Genomic DNA, 19,107 nt, shown 5'->3' with positions numbered 1-19,107 from the left:
TCAATAGACCAACAGCCCGCCTGCGACGTTCCGCTGGATCCCGATCTTATTGCGAGATGCTTTCGTAGTGACAAAGCAACATTCGTCGCAGCCGGGATTGTTCCGTCTGCTGGCGGCGTGAATCGATCGAGATCAAACGCTGACCGAAGCCCCGAACGCGACAAAAAGGTTGGCCTCTAGCGAGCTTCCCTGATCCCCAAGCGAGCCTGATGAACTAGAATAACCCCCTTACACACCCTCCCTCCTCTCACCGTCTTCGGCGTCCCAAACTCGCTGCTAAGAACCTGCCTCAAAATGAATCCGACACTCCCAAACAATTTGCGACTCACAGAGAACCAATTGCGACGCCCCGCGTCGACATTGACTCCCCTTGGTCTTGCTTGCCTCGCCTGTCTGCTGACAGGCGGTTTGTCGCTGGCGAAAGCGGATGAGAAATCCGGCGACGCACGAAAGGCACCGGAGGTCATCACGACCCTCACCGACAACGAAACCCAACAGACCAAAAAGGTCCGTCCGGAATACCTGCAACCCGTCGCGGTGGAAACCAAAGCCGCCGCCACGTCGTTGCCGCTGACGCCGACCCAAGGCGAAACCATCACCTTCCTCGGCAGCGGTTTGGCCTCGCGGATGGAGTTGTTCAATGCGTTTGAGACAGCGCTCTACCGGCAGTTCCCCGACAAGGAATTGACCTTCCGAAACATGGGCTTTCCCGGCCACACCCCGGCCTATCGTCCCGAAGCCGGCAAAGACGATCCCTGGGCATTTCCAGGTGCCGAAAAGTTCCGTCCTGAAATCCAGGGGCACTACGGCGAAGGCCACTACCCCAAACCAGACGAATGGCTGACCATCGTCCAAGCCAACACGATCGTCGCCTTCTTCGGGTTCAACGAATCCTTCGACGGCCTGGCCGGGGTCGAAAACTTCAAGAACGAACTGCGTGCCTTCGTCGATCACACCCTCTCGCGTTCCTACGAACGTGACGCATCCAAACCACCTCGTCTGGTGCTGGCGACCCCGATCGCGACGCAGCAACTTCCCGAATTCAATCTCCCCAACGCGGATGATCGCAACGCGATTCTGAAGGCGTACGCGGATGCCGTGGGTGCGGTGGCCGATGAAAAACATGTCGGCTTCATCGACCTTTATTCGCCCACCTTGGAATGGTTTCAGTCTTCCAATGAACCTCTGACAATCAACGGCGTCCACCTGTCCGAAGCAGGCTATCGCAAACTCGCTCCTGTCATCATGCAGCAATTGTTTGGTGCTGATTCGGGTGTCGCCCCGGCTGATTCGTTGCTGCATGCGGCCGTCCAAGACAAAGCCTGGTTCTGGCGAAATGACTTCCGCATGCTCAACGGTGTGCATGCCTATGGCCGTCGTTGGGCTCCCTACGGAAACTTCAACTATCCCGAAGAGATCGAAAAGATCCGTCAGATGACGGTCTTGCGAGACCACAACATTTGGGCGATCGCGCAAGGAAAATCGTCCACCCTCGAAGTCGATGACTCGATCACTCGGCCTTTGTCGACGGTGGAAACGAACTTCCAAATGAGCGAGAAGAACGGCAACCCGGACTACCTCAAGGTCGAAGAAGAAGCCCTGAAAACGTTCACGCTGCCTGAAGGTTACGAAGTCTCGATGTTTGCTTCCGAGCAAGACTTTCCGAACCTGGGCAACCCAGCCCAAATGCGGTTTGACAACAAGGGCCGCCTGTGGGTTTCGACCCTGCCAAGCTACCCGCACTACAAACCAGGTGACTCCAAACCCAACGACATGATCCTCATCTACGAGGACACCGATGGGGATGGACGCGCGGACAAAGAAACCGTCTTCGCCGATGGATTGCACATGCCGATCGGCTTTGAATTGGCTCCCGAAGGCGTCTACCTTTCGCAAGAACCGTTCTTGGTGCTGCTGAAGGACACCGACGGCGACGGCCGCGCCGACAAGAAAGAAGTCCTGCTCGACGGCTTCGACCCGCACGACACGCACCATGCCATCTCAGCATTTGATGTCGACCACGGTGCCGGGATCTACATGTGCGAAGGTCGTTTCCTGCACTCGCAAGTCGAAACCCCTTGGGGTCCTGAACGCATGACGGACGGTGGCATTTGGCGTTTCGATCCCAAGTCATGGAAAGTCGAACGCGTCATGCAGTCGGACGTCAACAACCCATGGGGCGTCGCCCACGACGAATACGGCCAAACCTTTGTCAATGATGCCTCCGGTGGTGCCCAGTACTGGATGCTGGGTTACTCGATCAAGGTCCCCCACTCGAAAGAGATTCCAAAGGTTTCGAAGTTCAACTACGAACACCACACACGCCCGACTTCCGGATCGGAATTCCTCTACAGCCGTCACTTCCCAGACGAAGTCCAAGGCGACTACATGTACGCCAACACAATTGGCTTCCTGGGAATCAAGCAATACAAGACGGTCGAAGACGGCGTTGAGATCAAAGGCAAATTCCGCCAAGACTTGATCCAGTCTTCCGATGGCAACTTCCGTCCTTGTGATCTGGAAGTGGCTCCCGATGGAAGCCTGTACTTCATCGATTGGCACAACACGTTGATCGGTCACATGCAACACAGCGCTCGTGATCCGATGCGGAATTCAGAATACGGCCGCATCTATCGCATCACCTACGCGGAACGTGACTTGGTCGAACCGCCAACGGTTGACGGCGCCGAGATCGAACAACTGTTCGAGAACATGAAGTTGCCGGAACTCAACGCTCGCAAACGTTCACACCTCGAATTGCGTGGTCGTGACAAACAAGCCGTGATCTCTGCCGCGATGAAATTCGCCAGCGACAATGCGGACAACGAACGCTTGGTCTTGGAAGCTCTTTGGGCAACCTGGGGTCACCAAGAACCGTCCACCGAGTTGATTGACCAGTGCCTGCAAGCCGAAGACCACCGGGTTCGCTCCGCAGCGGTTCGAGTCGTCCGGCACTGCCTGCACTTGCTCGACCATCCCGAAACTTACTTGATGGCCGCTGCCGCGGATGAACACCCCCGGGTTCGCCTGGAAGCTCTCTCGGCCGGTTCTTGGCTGGGCGGCAAACCCGGTGCAGAAGTGCTACTCACGGTCGCCTCTTACAAGACAGATCGCTGGATTCGCAATGCACTCAACAGCGCCATGCCGCTGCTGAAAAACGATGTCGAACAATTGATTGAAGCGAAAGCATTCGATCCGGAAAACTTGCTGGTGGAGTACAAGCAATTGCTCGCTGGCAAATTGGAAGGTGCCGCCAAACCCAAGGACTACCGCACCAAGTCAAAGAAGTTCAAGAACAAGCAATTTGCTCAGACCTACAACCTGGGTCAGCAAGTCTTCTTCGAAGAAGGATCGTGCTACGCCTGCCACCGTGACAACGGGGAAGGCATCGCTCGAATCTACCCGCCGCTTGCTGGCAGTGAATGGATCACCGGCGACTCCGAACGCCTGATCAAGCTGACTCTGCACGGCATCTGGGGAGAAATCCGTGTTCGCGGCAAGGTCTTTGAACCAACCCAAGGCGTGCCGCCAATGACCGCGATCGGCAACATGTTCTCCGATGCAGAAATCGCGGCCGCTCTGACTTATGTTCGAAACAGCTGGGGCAATGACGCCAGCGAAATCACACCCGACGAAGTCAAACGCATCCGTGCGGTGACCGAGGACCGGCAACGCTTCTACAGCCCCGAAGAACTGATCGAGATGCATCCGTTCCCCGAGGGCAGCCGCCCAGAACTGATGGAGGAGGAACCAGCCACCAACCAACTCGAAACGGAACTCCTCGCGGAGTCACTCAGCGATCTGGTTCGCGATGCTCGTGAACAAGGCGATGCCGTTCGAGGTGCCACATCCTTCTATGGTTCCAAGACCGCCTGTGCGACTTGCCACGATGTCAACGAAGGGTACCAACTTGGACCTCACCTCACCAAAACACGGGAGGACATCACGCATGAGCACTTGATCGAATCGATCCTGAAACCCTCCGAGAAGATTCTGGAAGGCTACCAAACCGTGAACGTGATCACGGTCGACGGTGCCATCCTGTCTGGCTTCCTGGTGGAAGAAACCGACGACAAGATCACGCTCAGCATCGCCGCCGATCAAGGCAAACCCCGCACCATCCCAATCGATGATGTGGAAGACGTGCTCGAGTCACAAAACTCGACCATGCCGCCCGGACTCGTCAACATGCTGAAGGATCGACAAGAGTTCTTGGATCTCGCCAAGTTCATCTTCGAAGTCAACGAAGGCGGCACGAAGACGCTGAACCAGTTGAAGAAGAAAGCGAAGATCAAAAACTGATCCGCAAGGAAATTCGTCCGGGGCCCCGGCCCGTTTGGAAGCAACTTTCGCTTCCAAATAGCAACAGTCTCCCCTCGCCCCGCCTCGGGGAGAGGGGTCGGGGGTGAGGGTCAACAAGCACAGCCCCCTTCCCAGCAACTCCTAGGTTTTCACACCGACTATCTTGATAGCCGACGCGAAACTTGCCAGCCAAGTTTCGCGTCGGCTTTTTTATTTGCCTCCCGCCAAACCCGTCCCGCCAAGCTCCCTCCCATGTCCCAACGCTTCATGTCGCCACGTTGCCTCGCGATGGTCCTGACTTCGACACTCATTGGTTGCTCGCTGACACCCATCGCCAACGCTGACCAATGTCCCTCAGTGATTCTGCACCGCCAAGGTGATCACGATTGCCACACATTTCGCATTCCCGGGATCGCTCGTTCCAACGCGGGCACTTTGCTGGCGGTTTACGACATGCGATACGACAGTCGTCGCGATCTGCAAGGCCACATGGACATCGGACTATCGAGATCCACCGATGGCGGAAAGACGTGGTCCGCTCCTCGACCCATCATGGACATGCGCACCCACGGAGGATTGCCCGAAAATCAGAACGGATGCTCTGATCCCAATATCTTGGTCGACACACAAACCGGAGAAATCATCGTCACCGCCGTCTGGACTCATGGCAAACCAGGCACGCATCAATGGCGTGGCAATGGCTCCGAACCGGGACTGAACGTTGCCACCTCCACCCAGTTCTTGGCCGTGCGTTCCAGCGACGACGGACAAACTTGGTCGTCCCCCGAGAACTGGACGAAGCAACTCAAGGATCCCAAGTGGTACCTGTTCGCTCCCGCGCCCGGCAATGGAATCACCATGACCGACGGCACGCTGGTGATTCCAACACAAGGCCGCGACCAAACCGGGCTTCCGTTTTCCAATCTCATCTATTCGCGTGATCACGGGAAGACTTGGACGGTCTCGGCCCCCGCACGATCCGACACGACCGAATGCGCCGTTGCTGAGTTGGCCGATGGTTCGTTGATGCTGAACATGCGAGACAACCGGAACCGCCGAGACAAATCCGAAACCAACGGACGAGCCATCAGCGTGACAAGCGACTTGGGCCAGACCTGGACGGTTCACCCAAGCGACCACGGCGTCCTGCCCGAACCTGTCTGCATGGCCAGTCTGATCTCGCACAAGTTGGCCGATGGTCGTCGTGTTCTGTTCTTCAGCAACCCAAATCACAAAACTCGCCGTGCCAACATGACGGTTCGTGCCAGCCTCGATGACGGTGCGACCTGGCCATCCGATCGACAAATCGCCTTGGACGCCGACGGCGGATCCTACAGTTCGCTCGTGATGGTCGACGACAGGACCGTCGGAATTCTGTACGAATCGTCGCGAGCCGACCTGGAATTTCAAACGATCTCACTCGACGAATTTGGCCTGTGACCCACTCTGCAGGCACGGTTTCGCTTTCGCAATGGGGAACTAGAATCAGAACATCCAAGCCCCACTGCTCGTGCCCTCCAGCTTTCACTCTCACAGAGATACCAACGTGACTCACTTTGACGTTTTCAATGGCGACGCGGATGGCATTTGCGCGCTGCACCAATTGCGGCTGGCGGAACCGAAAGACAGCACGCTCGTGACTGGCGTCAAACGAGACATCAACCTTCTCAAACGAGTCCTCGCGGGCTCGGGCGATTCCGTGACCGTGCTCGACATTTCGCTCGATAAGAACCGCGACGAACTCCAACGGATCTTGGCCGCCGAAGTTCCCGTCACCTACTTCGATCACCATTTCGCGGGCGACATTCCGGCGTCGCCGCTGCTGTCGACACACATCGACACCGCCGGTGATGTGTGCACGGGACTGCTGGTCAATCAGTTCCTCCACGGTCAATTCTTGCCCTGGGCGATCACCGCTCTGTACGGTGACAACTTGTACGACGCCGCCAAATCGGCCGCCGAACCTCTGAACCTCAGCGATTCGCAACTCGGGGAACTGGAACAACTCGGCACCTTGCTCAACTACAACGGCTACGGGGGAACGCTCGACGACCTCTACTTCGCTCCCGACGAGTTGTATCGCAAGGTTCAACCGTATGCGGATCCGTTTGAGTTCATCGCGGCGGACACCACGTTTGAAACCCTTCGTGACGGTTTTGACAGTGACATGCAGCGAGCCGCTTCGATCGCCCCCAAGCTGGCGACCGAATCGTGTGCGGCGTTTTTGTTCCCCAACGATTCCTTTTCGCGCCGAGTCAGCGGCGTCTACAGCAACCAACTCGCCCGCGAAAATCCCAACCGAGCCCACGCGTTGCTGAGCGAACTGCCATCGGGCGAGTACCTGGTCAGCGTCCGCGCTCCCTTGACCACCAAGACCGGTGCCGACGAACTTGTCCGTCAATTCCCAACCGGAGGCGGCCGCAAAGCCGCGGCGGGCATCAACCAACTCCCCGCCGACCAACTGCAAGAATTCCTCGACACCATGCAGCAACAATTCGCCGGCTAGGTGGTCCCTCGCACCCTCGGGCTCCCACCCCCAGCGACCGCGTGCCGGCCCGCTGGGACAGATCGCACGCACCCACCGTGAAAATCCTTCGGCTGCACCCCGAAAGCAGGCCCGTCAGGTTACAATCCCGCCGAATTGCGATCTCTTCATGCAATCTTAACGATTCACTTTCGAAGTTTCGGGACGGGCCCCCTTGGATTCATCCACGCTGATCAAGATGATTTTTGAACTGGCCGGCGGACTCGGCATCTTTCTGTTGGGCATGAAGCACATGTCCGACGGGATGCAAGCCGTCGCTGGGAACAGCCTGCGTCGCCTGGTCGGCGCTGTCACCAACCACCGCGTTTTCGCCACGATGGTCGGCGTCATCGTGACCTGCATCGTTCAATCCAGCTCAATCACGACCGTGATGGTCGTGGGGTTCGTCAACAGCGGTGTGATGAATCTGTCGCAAGCGGTCGGCGTGATCATGGGAGCCAACATCGGCACGACGATCACAGGCTGGATCTTGGTTCTGAAGATTGGCAAGTACGGGTTGCCGCTGCTGGGGTTTGCCGCGTTCGTTTATCTGTTCACCCGCAGTGATCGCTGGCGTTATTGGGCGATGGTCGTGATGGGCATCGGGATGGTGTTCTTTGGGCTCGAAGTGATGAAGGACGCTTGTTCGATCATCAAAGAGATGCCCGACTTCGAAGCCTGGTTCGCCCGCTTCCAGGCAGACACTTACGTGGGTGTGTTGAAGTGTGCCTTGGTCGGCTGCGTGCTCACAACGTTGGTCCAATCCTCTTCCGCAACGCTCGGCATCACGATTTCGCTGGCGACCCAAGGTGTGATTTCGTATCCCACCGCCGCGGCGTTGATCTTGGGCGAGAACCTTGGGACGACGATCACCGCTTTCTTGGCTTCCCTGGGGACCACCACCAATGCAAAGCGAGCCGCGTATTTCCATGTGATTTTCAATCTGATTGGTGTGTTTTGGATCACGCTGATTTTCCAGTGGTACATCCAACTGATCCAAGGCATCATCGGCGTCGATGTGGCGGAATCCGTGATCGTTGATGGGAACAAAACCTACCCCAACACCGTGGCAGCCATTGCGGCGACTCACAGCGTTTTCAACGTTTGCAACACCTTGATGTTCATGCCGTTCTTGAAGCCGATCGTCAGCTTCCTGGAACGGGTCATTCCGTCGTTGTCTTACAAAGAAAAACCACGCCTGACCGATTTGGACGTCCGTATTTTGGAAACACCTCTCCTAGCGATCGAGCAATCTCGCAAAGAGATTCTCAAGATGGGAGATGGCTGCCTGAAGATGCTCGATTGGCACCTGGAGTTGATGCAAGCCGAGAAACCGAACAAGCAACTCGGCGACCGCCTGCGGCAACGCGAACGCGTGCTGGATTCTGTCCAAGACGAGGTCGCTGCGTTCATCACCAATCTGCTCTCAGGGAATGTGTCGCACGCAACGGCCGAAGAGGCGCGACGGCAATTGCGACTGGCCGACGAATACGAATCCATCAGTGATTACATCGTCAATCTGGACAAGTTTGACCGAAAACTGAGACGCGACGGCTTTCGCTTCACCGATTCGCAGCGGGCCGACCTGGAAACACTCAATCGCAGCGTGAAAGCCTACACCCGTGAGATCCACGAGGCCCTGACCGCATCGAACCCCAACGTTCTGACCAGCACCGATGCCAGCGGCAAACGCATTCGAGATCAAGTCAAGGCATTGCGTCGCAAGCACCTGGAAGAGTTATCCGCGGGCACAATTCCTCCCGTGGTCAGCGTCGCGTTCATGGCCGCCTTGAACGCCTACATCCGCGTCCGTGACCACGCCCGAAACATTGCCGAAACGATCGCTCACGAAAGATGATCTTGGTCAGACGCAATTCAGCACAGCGGAGCCTGCCAACCACCTCCCCCAACCACGCACCGAAACCGGGGACGAGCGTCCCGCGGCCGACACGATGACCAACCACCTCGTCAGCCGAAATGCGATCGCGTCCGGTTCTGAATCGCTGGCCGTCGACCACAGATAGATGACAACGCTCGACGAACAGGAAACGTTGGTGGACGCCACCTCGACTCGATTCCGACGTGACACCTCGCACCACCTGGCTTGGTGGGGAAGACGTTGCGGAGTCAGAATCCCAAACGGGCCGCACCATCACATGAACGGTTGCACCACTGGTTGCACGAGATTCAGGCAACCGTGGTGAATCAGGGCCCGTTGCTGACCATTCTGTCGGGAATGCCGACGACGGGAAATCCCGTCCGCGCATGAAAAAACCCCGTGAATCACGGGGTTCTTTGGATGCGGCCGAGAGGACTCGAACCTCCACGGGATTAACTCCCACTAGGCCCTCAACCTAGCGCGTCTGCCAGTTCCGCCACGGCCGCGAGCTGTGTTGGTCTTTGACTGGGTGGCAAAGTTTGGCACAAATCCGTCCGACGTCAACGCCCAGTCAGCCTGGATTCACAGAGCTTCCTCACCCCGCCGGACGGCTGCGACGAATTGGCGGATTTTCTCGGCGTTTTTCTGCCCCTTGGGCTGCTCGACGCCGCTGGCAACGTCGACGCTGGTCGCTCCACTGATCCGAATCGCTTCTGGCACGTTTTCGGGATTCAGGCCGCCAGCCAACACCCACCCGGCCGCTGATTCGCCGCGGCGATCCGCCCAATCTCGAATGCTGGGCCAATCCAGCGACTGGCCGCCTCCGCCGAACGAGGCCCCCGCGTCCGCGTCGAGCAACAGTGAAACACCCGCGTCATTCCATTGACCGATCGCGGCATCAATCTGCCCGGGCTCGAGATTCCCGCGCGGCAACCGGATCGCTCTCAGGACTCGCCCGCCACGGCGGATCAGTTCCTCGGCCAGTGTCACGGGCTCGTCACCATGCAACTGGATCCAATCAAGCTGCAACGATTCAACCACCCGCTGGATGAATGCCAAGTCATGGTTGACGAACAATCCGACCTGAATCAACCCCGCTTGGCGAGCCGCGTCATTGATCTGGAATGTTTCGTCAGCATCGGGGTTGAGCGATCGGACGCTGGGTCCGTAAAAGTTCAGCCCCACCGCGTCCGCTCCCGCATCGGCAACGGCCCATACGTCCTGCACGCTTCGCATGCCGCAGATTTTGATCGCGAACGGTGACCGCAAAGAACGGGTGGTGGGGGGAGTGGTGGGACCTGACGGAGGCAAGGTTGTCACAATCGTTTCAAGTTTCCTGGATCACCGAAGTGGAACCGGCCGATCATCAAGATGGACGGTCTCGAGATTTCTGCGAGCACGTTCGAACCGCCGATCCCTCGCATTTTCAGTGGCATCGTTTCGTGTCTGGCAAGTTCGCTGCATTGAGAATCCTAACACGCAACCCGCTCGTCGGCATCGCGATCACGTCGATCGCCAGTTTCACGCTGGTGATGGCGATCTGGCCGCCGCAGCCGAGCCGGCATCGGGTTTCTTATCCGCAACCGGTTCGCGCTGGATCTTCTGAAACAGGTCCCAACGCGAACGTCTGGTCGCATCGCGTTGTCACCGGCGACAACGTGGACGGGTTCCGCACGCGACTGCTGGACGCTCAACAGCCCAAAGCATCCGCCAATGTGGGATGGGTGCGGTGGCGGAGTGAGGTGGCGGCCTTCTACGCGAAAGCCGAACAAAACCAAGTCGCTTCGCACGAAAGCGATTCCGAGTCGCCGCTTCGATTGGCCAGCCACTCGACTTCCGACTCGACTTCCCAACCTCCCTCCAAAGCGTCCAAGTGGGCTGCGTTTTGGCAGAGCGAAACAACCCGCACCAACGAATGGCTGGCGGGGTACGAGCGAGCCAACGCGGAGCGGATCGCGATGTTTGCCAAGACCATCGAAGTGAACACGCTGCCCATCTCGTGGCCGACTCGCGCCTGGGCATGGGCCATTGGCGTGGCACTCATGGTCGCGATCTCGGGCTGGACTTGGCTCGACGCCTCGCCGGTCCGCCGGCTGGAACTGGCTTCGCTGGGCATCCGCGATCAGAAAGCGGAAGCGTTGCAGTCCCCAGACAAGGGCGACAACTGGACAGAAATGGCGTTTCGGGCCGAATGGGTCGCGGTGACCCAACCCGCCGGAGTCTGGCTGCGGCGAACGGCGGCCGTGAGCCTGGTGGTCGCGGCAGGCGTGCTGGTTGTCGTCCGCGTGCTAGGCATCACTTAGCAGGCAGCGGACTTGCCGGAGTGGCTTGATCCGGCCTACTTGGGTGCGGACGCAGACGGCCTTTGTCACGGGTCCCGTCGTGGCGATTCCGGTCTGCGCAGGCCGAATGAAGGAGGCTTTGCGACGCCCATCCGGCAGCGACTTGGCAACGCAAGCGAACTTGCCGGAGCAGCTCTCGCACCAGACCGCTTGCCCGAAAACGCCCCCTGAGGGAACCTGTTTGCAACGCAAGGTGGTCGTTTTTTTCATCTCGAGTGCCCTGCCCTGCTCTGCCCTGCCCTTCCCCGCATCGCTAAGACGACATGGTCCGCTACAACCCCAACGAAATTGAACCTCGCTGGCAAGCTTACTGGGACGAACACCACACTTTCGCCACGCCCGATCAGGTCGGCCAGAAGAAACGCTACGTGCTGGACATGTTCCCCTACCCCAGCGGCGACGGGCTGCACGTTGGACACCCGGAAGGTTACACGGCGACCGACATCGTCTCGCGTTTCGCTCGGGCTCGCGGGGAAGCGGTTTTGCACCCGATGGGATTCGATGCGTTTGGATTGCCCGCGGAAGAGCACGCGATCAAGACGGGCGAACACCCTCGCGTTCAAACCCAACGCAACATCGACAACTTCACTCGTCAATTGAAGATGCTCGGTTTCAGCTACGACTGGGATCGGGTCTTGGCGACGACGGACGAAGAGTACTTTCGTTGGACGCAGTGGATCTTCGGCGTGTTGTACGACACTTGGTTCGATCACGAGCAACAAAAAGGCCGCCCGATTGCGGAGTTGCCGATCCCCGCGGAAGTCACCGCGGAAGGCAAATTGGCAATCGAGCAGTATCGCGACTCAAACCGCTTGGCTTACCTGGACGACGCCTTGGTGAACTGGTGCCCGAAACTGGGCACGGTGCTGGCCAACGAAGAAGTGGTCGATGGCAAGAGCGAAGTCGGTGGGCACCCGGTCAAGCGGATCCCGCTGCGGCAATGGATGTTGCGGATCACCGATTACGCGGAACGATTGTTGGACGGATTGGCGAACGTGGATTGGCCCTCCGGCATCAAGAAATTGCAATCCGACTGGATCGGTCGCAGCACCGGTGGCGAAGTCGATTTCTACTTGCAACGCGGCGCCGTCGGGGACGACACCGGACCATTCGTCGCGTTCAAGCGTGCTCGAGAATCGGAAGGCTTCCCAGCCGACCCCGGCAAGGATTGCTTGCGTGTTTACACAACGCGTCCCGACACCTTGTTCGGAGCGACCTACATGGTCGTCGCGCCGGAACACCCACTGATCGATGTGCTGGTCAAACCGGAACAAAAGGCCGAGGTCGACGCCTATCGCGAAAAGGCTTCGTTCAAAAGTGACCGCGAACGAACCGATGGCGATCGAGCCAAGACAGGCGTGTTCACGGGTTCGCACGCGATCAACCCAGCGGACGGACGCAGCATCCCGATTTGGGTCGCGGATTATGTTTTGGCGGGTTATGGAACCGGCGCGATCATGGCCGTTCCCGCTCACGACGAACGAGATTTTGAATTCGCCGTGGCGTTTGACTTGCCTGTGATCCCCGTGGTGGATCCTCCTGCGGACCACAAACAACGCGAAGAAATCTTGGCTGGCAAAGCTTGCTTCGCCGCAGAAGGCGTCGCGATCAACAGCGGCGAGTACGATGGCAAGACGACCGCGGAAGTCAAAGCCGCTTTGACCGCGGAATTGGCCCAACAAGGCTTGGCCTGCGAAGCCGTCAATTACAAGTTGCGGGATTGGTTGTTCAGCCGACAACGTTTCTGGGGCGAGCCGTTCCCGGTCCTGCACGAGATCGACTCGGAAGGCAATGCGACCGGCGTGCGTCGCTTGGTACCCGATGATCAATTGCCGGTGACGTTGCCAGAACTGGCTGACTTCAAACCGCACGGTCGCCCTGAGCCACCGCTGGCGAAAGCCGACGACGATTGGTTGATCGTGGAGCTCGACGGCAAACGCTATCGCCGCGAAACCAACACGATGCCTCAGTGGGCCGGTTCATGCTGGTACTACCTGCGGTACATCGACCCCAAGAACAGCGACGCGCTGATCGATCCACAAAAGGAAAAGGACTGGATGCCAGTCGACTTGTATGTCGGCGGTGCGGAACACGCTGTGCTGCACTTGTTGTACTCACGGTTCTGGCACAAGGTCCTGTTCGATCGCGGGCATGTGTCTTGCCCCGAACCGTTTGGCAAGCTGGTCAACCAAGGCATGATTCTGGGCGAAGTGGAATTCACCAGCTTCGTGGATCCGTCCGGCAAACACGTCTCCACCAAAGACGTCAAAAAAGACGCCGAGGGCAACCGTGTCAGCAAAGCCACTGGCGAACAGGTCGAGATCGTTTCGTTGACCGAAGAAGAAGTCATCAAGAAAGGCGAAGGCTTTGTCTTGGCGTCGGACGCCTCGATCAAGGTCGATAGCCGCGCGTTCAAGATGAGCAAAAGCCGCGGCAACGTGGTCAACCCCGACTCGGTCGTTCGCGATTATGGAGCGGACTCGCTGCGTTTGTACGAGATGTTCATGGGCCCGTTGGAAGCAACCAAGCCTTGGGCGATGAACGGCGTCGGCGGCGTTCGCAGCTTCCTCGATCGCGTCTGGCGGATGATCATCGACGAACCTGAAGACGAGCTGCAGGTTTCCGCCGCGGTGGTGGACACGCCCTGCGATGAAGAACAACTTCGCGTGCTGCACCAAACGATTAAGAAGGTCACCGAAGACAACGAAGCGATGAGCTTCAACACCGCAATTGCGAAGATGATGGAATTCACCAATCACTTCACCCGCTGCGAAACACGACCACGCGAAGCGATGGAATCGTTCCTGATCTTGCTGGCGCCTTACGCACCTCACTTGTGCGAAGAACTGTGGAAGCACCTGGGTCACAACGAATCGATTTCGTTGCAGCCATGGCCGCAATGGGACGAAGCCGCGTTGGTCCAGTCCAGCATCGAGATCCCGGTTCAGATCAATGGCAAGCTGAAAGCGAAGATCTCGTTGTCACCCGATGCCAAGCCCAATGAAATGGGCGAAGCAGCGCTGGCAGACCCCGCGGTTCAAAACGCGATCGGCGATAAAAAGGTCGTCAAGACGATCGCGGTCCCCGGCCGAATGGTGAACCTGGTCGTCAAGTGACCCGGTGAGCGAACGTAGGCCAAGGTAGCCGGATTCGCCAAGAATTCGGTTCGTGTTCGTGTCCGAATTCTGGCGAATCCGGCTACGCGTTACCGGTTCCATCGAGCGGAGTCGATGGGCGACATGATTGTGGGCGACGACGAATCAGCTGATGGCTGGTTCGGTGACGGATGATGGCCGACGTAGTCGCACGGACACATTGGCGTACAAGCGACGCAGTGCCTTCGTGATCGGTTGCTCGATCCAAACGGTCACCATCCAGGCCAAAGCGAATGAGAACCCGATCACGATCGCCAAACACACGATCGGTGGCAGGCCGGCTTGATCAAAGGCATGCAGCAACGTGCAGCCCAGATTGTTGTGACACAGGTACAACGCGTACGAGATCGAACTGATGGCCACGAAAGGTTTCAGCCGCAAGACGGGAATTTTTCCGTAGGCGGCCATCGTGACCAAGCCGATGATCAGGGCCGTCGCAGCCGGGTTGTGCTTGCCGTGATCGATGCTGTGGAAGACTCCCGCGGCAACGACGATGCCCAGCAAGTTCTGCCACTTCGCCCCGACACCGGTCTTGATCATGTACAGCAAGAACCCGATCGCAAACAGCGGCGCGAAGTCGAGCACCAGCAGATGCCTGACCGCTGTCAGAGCAGCGAACATGGACGTGTCACCATAGCTGGCCTGAGCTGCATCCAACGCGGGACACAGCACCAATGAAGCGGCGAGCAACGATCCCCAACCGACGAAGTAGCGTTGCAAGTAGCCTTTGCAGAACAGCGTCACCAAGACGAAGTAGAACATCATCTCGACTTGCAAGGTCCACATCACGGGATCGATGCACTCGTAGCCGAAGACTCGCGGCATCAAGGTCAAATTCGCCAGGAACTGCTGCGTCGAAATCGGCTGCCCATTCAACGGGGCAAACGTCACGATCCAAAGGTTCGCGAAAATCACCATCAGGAACAGCGGCACGATTCGAATCAGTCGAGCGGCCACGAAGTCGGTGGGCTTTCCACGACGCATCAGCGACATGCTGTTGACGAAACCGCTGAGGATGAAGAACAGCTCGACGCCGTAGGCACCGTAGGGCCACTCCCCGCCCAGCGGACTGGAGAAGCCAAACTTGACCGCGTAAACGTGCGTGAAGTGGAACAGCACCAAATTGATCGCGGCCATCGCACGCAGCGCGTCGAGTTCCAGAATCCGGCGATGTGGCTTCAGCGACGAGGAAGACTCACCGGCACCAGACCCACTGGGGTCTTGGCCGGGCTCCTCTGACGCGGCCACGATCGGGGACACATTGCGTCCCTTGCGGACAGCGCGAGCCAAATGGCGGACGTCAGCGGAAGTTCTCACCGCGAGGGCCACCGGTTCGGCGGATTGTTCCCATGTGCATGCCGAAGACGGGCCTGAATAAAGGCCAGTCGCCGATGGGGAATCGGATGGTGGTGGGGCAGAATGCATCGTTTAACAATGGACCTGGAACGAGAAGGATCTCTGTGTCCTCTCAAGGATGGGTCACCCCCTCCCTCTTCACCACCGATTTTTGCTTGACTGGCGCAAGTCCGCTGCTGCCGCGTCGGTCTGTATCGGTCGATCCGGCAGCAACGGAGACGACGATAAGATCGATTTTGCGGGTTCCCGCGACATCGGTTTGGGTCGGGCCCTTTCGTTTTCGCGGGCGTTCAACGAAACTGCCGCAATTCTTTCGACCATCCAGGCGGAGCCTTCGCCATGAAATATGTCCTGATTATCCCCGACGGCTGTGCCGACGAACCGCTCGAACCACTGAACGGACGCACACCTCTGCAAGCCGCCAACCTGCCCGCGATGGACCAGATCGCCTCGCTGGGCCGTGTTGGCGTGACCGACAACACGCCGATTGATTTCCCTGCTGGCAGCGAAATCGCCAACCTGTGCCTGCTGGGGTACGACCCCAATGTGTGCTTCACCGGCCGAGCTCCTTTGGAAGCCGCCGCGCAGGGCATCGAATTGGGCCCTCACGATTGCGCCGTGCGATGCAATTTGGTCACCATTCGCGACCAGACCATGATCGACTTCACCGCCGATCACATCAGCACCGAAGAAGCCACCACGTTGCTCGCGGATTTGTCGAAGGAATTGTTCGCCGAAAACGGACCTCTGGGCAACGCTGACCTGGCCAGCCGATTGGAATTTGTCCCCGGAGTCAGCTATCGCAATTTGATGCTGTACCGCGGCGACGCCGATCACCCCTCGCCGTTCACCAACGCGACACGATCCAGCGCACCCCACGATTTGACTGACCTCAGCGTGATGGATGATTTCCCACGTGGTCCCGGCAGCCAGATCTTGGTGGACCTGATGAATGCGTCAGCGGAGATTTTGGCCAAACACCCGATCAACGTCGCTCGCAAAGCGGCCGGCAAAGACGTCGCGACCCACGTTTGGTTGTGGAGCTCCGGCGGCGCGCCTCAATTGTCGACATTCGAGGAACGCTACGGCATTCGCGGCGTGATGATCACCGCGGTCGACTTGCTTCGCGGCATCGGTGCCCTTGCCGGTTGGCCGCGGATCGAAGTCGAAGGTGCCACCGGGTACCTCGACACGAACTACGCTGGCAAAGGCGAAGCGGCAATCCAAGCCCTCGCGGACTATGATTTCGTCTGCGTCCACATCGAAGCTCCTGACGAAGCCTCTCACGAGGGCAACGTCGAGGCCAAGATCGAAGCGTTGCAGCAAATCGACCAGCACATCGTTGCACCGCTTTGGGAAGCTCTTTCCAAGCACGACGAACACCGCATGTTGATCTTGCCCGATCACCCCACGTTTTGCCGGACCAAGAAACACACACACGGCCCCGTGCCCCTGACGATGGCCGGCACCGGCATCGAAACTGACTCCGCGACGACCTTCGACGAGATCGCCGCGAAGGCATCCGGATGGGTGTTCGATCCCGGTTGGACGATGATGGACGCCTACATTCAAAAAGGCTGATCCTTCGGGTCCGCTGGCAAATGGACTGCCAATCCCTTTCCCTCCTTCCTTCCGTTTCGCTTCGTCACTTCCATGTCCCTGATCGTTCAAAAATTTGGCGGCACGTCGGTTGCCGACACTGAAAAGATTCGTGCCGCAGCGCGGAAGGCTATTCGTGCGCAAAAAGCCGGCCATCGAGTCGTGATGGTTGTCAGTGCGATGGGCAAAAACACGGACACGCTGCTGGATCTGGCGTCGCAAATCAGCGATGAACCACCGGCACGCGAAATGGACATGCTGCTCAGCACCGGCGAACAGGTCAGCGTGGCGTTGGTTGCGATGGCGATCCACAACATGGGATCAAAAGCGGTTAGCCTGACAGGCGGACAAATCGGCCTAAAGACCGACAACAGCTTCAGCAAGGCTCGCATTCAATCGATCGACACCGGTCGCATCGAACGCTTGCTCGACGCTGGCAACATCGTCGTCGCGGCGGGTTTCCAAGGCATCGACGATGACTTGAACATCACGACGCTCGGGCGAGGCGGCAGCGACACCACCGCGGTGGCACTGGCGGCCGTGCTGGGCGCGGACGCTTGCGAAATCAACACGGACGTCGATGGCGTTTACACCACCGACCCACGACTGCTGGCAGAAGCCCGCCGGGTGGATGTGATCAGCTACGACGAAATGCTGGAACTCGCTTCGTTGGGTGCCGGTGTGATGCACTCCCGCTCCATCGAATTTGCGAAGAAATTTGAGGTGCCGATCCACGTCCGCAGCAGTTTCTCGGATCAAGACGGCACGATGATCGTCGCCCAGCCCGAATCGGAGACCGCTCCCGTCTCAGGCGCGGCGTTGACCCGCGATGAGGCTCGCGTGACCGTGTTGGGCGTGCCAGACGTTCCTGGCATGAGTCAAAAGATCTTCTCGGCGATCGCGGAGCAGAAGGTGGCCGTCGACATGGTCGTCCAAAACGTGGGCTCCTCTGGCAAGGCCGATGTGTCGTTCACGGTCGCGGGCGGCGAACTCAAAAAAACCCTCGCAGCACTTGAGGGAATCCTGGCGTCGCTCGGTGCCGATGGTGTGACCCACGACGATCAAGTCTCCAAGGTCAGCGTCGTGGGACTGGGGATGGCCCATCAAAAGGCCGTCGCTGCCAGCATGTTCCGAGCCCTGGCCGAGGCCAAGGTCAACATCCACATGATCACGACCAGCGAGATCAAAATCTCCTGCTTGGTTCCTCGTGATCAAGCCAACACAGCCCTGCGTGCGGTGCACGAAGCGTTCTCATTGGACAAGCGTCCCAGCGACGCAAAAACATGGAACGAAATCAAAGCCAGCCATGCCAAGGAAGCCGATGTGGCCGACGTCGTCTCTCGCTTGCAAAACGACGCGTTGGAAGCGCTCACACTGACCGACATTTCCATCGTGCCCGAACAAGCTCGCGTGACACTCGACGGCGTGCCGGACCAAGTCGGTGTGGCAGCCGACATCTTTGAACAGATCGGTGAAGCTGGCATCTTCATCGACATGATCGTGCAAGGCTACGACGGCGAACACGGCAGCACCAGCGTCAGCTTCACGGTTGAACAAGCCGATGTGGATGCCGCCACCAAGGTCGCTCGAGCGATCTGTGACAAACATGAAATGCGAGACGTACGCGGTGCGTCCGGAATCACCAAGCTCAGTGTCAGCGGCATCGGACTGCGAAGCCACACGCAAGTCGGCACGGTGCTGTTCGAGCAACTGGCCAGCGCCGGCATCAACGTCGAGATGATCGCGACCAGCGAACTGCAAGTGAACGTGGTCATCCAAAGCGACCAAGCCGGGGACGCCGCAGCCAGGCTCAAACAAGCCTTCGCAGAAGCCCTGCACTGAAGTGGTGGGTGAGATGCCCGACGGCCAGGTTGCACCTGGCAACCATTTCCGATGCAACGAAGGCCAAGACGCCCCCCCAACCGCGGAGCGGTGGCATTCGACAGCCTC

10 protein-coding genes and 1 tRNA gene are annotated in these 19,107 nt (G+C 58.5%); 8 read left to right on the top strand and 3 right to left on the bottom strand.

The annotated features are described in order from the left end of the window. Nucleotides 1-294: 294 nt before the first annotated feature. The 4 genes from RISK_RS17870 (at nt 295) to RISK_RS17855 (ending at nt 8,684) form a co-directional block, all read left to right on the top strand. Nucleotides 295-4,302, top strand: coding sequence for a PVC-type heme-binding CxxCH protein (locus RISK_RS17870; RefSeq protein ID WP_047815695.1), 4,008 nt, complete (start codon nt 295-297; stop codon nt 4,300-4,302). Nucleotides 4,303-4,569: 267 nt separating this feature from the next. After that, nucleotides 4,570-5,742, top strand: a complete 1,173-nt coding sequence (locus tag RISK_RS17865; protein WP_236696413.1) for a sialidase family protein — start codon at nt 4,570-4,572, stop codon at nt 5,740-5,742. Between the two features lie 106 nt (nt 5,743-5,848). Continuing rightward, complete coding sequence (locus tag RISK_RS17860) at nt 5,849-6,808, top strand: DHH family phosphoesterase (protein WP_047815693.1); 960 nt, start codon at nt 5,849-5,851, stop codon at nt 6,806-6,808. 193 nt (nt 6,809-7,001) lie between these two features. Further along, entirely contained in the window at nt 7,002-8,684 is a 1,683-nt protein-coding gene (locus RISK_RS17855; RefSeq protein WP_053061219.1) for a Na/Pi cotransporter family protein, read from the top strand. Nucleotides 8,685-9,126: 442 nt separating this feature from the next. Here RISK_RS17855 and RISK_RS17845 read toward each other — a convergent pair. Continuing rightward, nucleotides 9,127-9,211 (bottom strand) — tRNA-Leu (locus RISK_RS17845). A gap of 76 nt (nt 9,212-9,287) precedes the next feature. Beyond that, nucleotides 9,288-9,941 carry a phosphoribosylanthranilate isomerase gene (locus RISK_RS17840; RefSeq protein WP_047815691.1) on the bottom strand — a complete coding sequence of 218 codons (654 nt, stop codon included), beginning with the start codon at nt 9,939-9,941 and terminating at the stop codon, nt 9,288-9,290. Nucleotides 9,942-10,018: 77 nt separating this feature from the next. Here RISK_RS17840 and RISK_RS17835 point away from each other — a divergent pair, with 77 nt between their 5' ends. After that, complete coding sequence (locus RISK_RS17835) at nt 10,019-11,008, top strand: hypothetical protein (protein ID WP_236696412.1); 990 nt, start codon at nt 10,019-10,021, stop codon at nt 11,006-11,008. Between the two features lie 302 nt (nt 11,009-11,310). Then, nucleotides 11,311-14,163 (top strand): leucine--tRNA ligase, encoded by a 2,853-nt coding sequence (gene leuS, locus RISK_RS17830; protein ID WP_047815690.1) that lies wholly within the window; start codon nt 11,311-11,313, stop codon nt 14,161-14,163. A gap of 144 nt (nt 14,164-14,307) precedes the next feature. Here the strand turns inward: leuS and RISK_RS17825 are convergent, their stop codons facing one another. Continuing rightward, nucleotides 14,308-15,492, bottom strand: a complete 1,185-nt coding sequence (locus RISK_RS17825; RefSeq protein WP_047815718.1) for an acyltransferase family protein — start codon at nt 15,490-15,492, stop codon at nt 14,308-14,310. A gap of 405 nt (nt 15,493-15,897) precedes the next feature. On the opposite strand from RISK_RS17825, the gene RISK_RS17815 reads away from it, so the two are divergent. Together RISK_RS17815 and RISK_RS17810 are read left to right on the top strand one after the other, a co-directional pair. Next, on the top strand, nt 15,898-17,139 hold the full coding sequence (locus tag RISK_RS17815; protein WP_047815688.1) for a cofactor-independent phosphoglycerate mutase: 1,242 nt from the start codon (nt 15,898-15,900) through the stop codon (nt 17,137-17,139). Nucleotides 17,140-17,211: 72 nt separating this feature from the next. Then, nucleotides 17,212-18,999 carry an aspartate kinase gene (locus RISK_RS17810; protein ID WP_047815687.1) on the top strand — a complete coding sequence of 596 codons (1,788 nt, stop codon included), beginning with the start codon at nt 17,212-17,214 and terminating at the stop codon, nt 18,997-18,999. The last annotated feature ends 108 nt before the right edge of the window (nt 19,000-19,107 follow it).

This window comes from Rhodopirellula islandica, from assembly GCF_001027925.1.
GTDB classification, from domain to species: domain Bacteria; phylum Planctomycetota; class Planctomycetia; order Pirellulales; family Pirellulaceae; genus Rhodopirellula; species Rhodopirellula islandica.
The sequence above is the reverse complement of the archived record's forward strand: the minus strand, read 5'-3'. Positions and strand labels throughout refer to the sequence as shown.

Excerpts from the sequence above, each read along its gene's own strand:
- RISK_RS17870 (WP_047815695.1), top strand. The coding sequence starts at position 295 with ATGAATCCGACACTCCCAAACAATTTGCGACTCACAGAGAACCAATTG.
- RISK_RS17865 (WP_236696413.1), top strand. The coding sequence starts at position 4,570 with ATGTCGCCACGTTGCCTCGCGATGGTCCTGACTTCGACACTCATTGGT.
- RISK_RS17840 (WP_047815691.1), bottom strand. The coding sequence starts at position 9,941 with ATGCGAAGCGTGCAGGACGTATGGGCCGTTGCCGATGCGGGAGCGGAC.
- leuS (WP_047815690.1), top strand. The coding sequence starts at position 11,311 with ATGGTCCGCTACAACCCCAACGAAATTGAACCTCGCTGGCAAGCTTAC.
- RISK_RS17815 (WP_047815688.1), top strand. The coding sequence starts at position 15,898 with ATGAAATATGTCCTGATTATCCCCGACGGCTGTGCCGACGAACCGCTC.
- RISK_RS17810 (WP_047815687.1), top strand. The coding sequence starts at position 17,212 with ATGTCCCTGATCGTTCAAAAATTTGGCGGCACGTCGGTTGCCGACACT.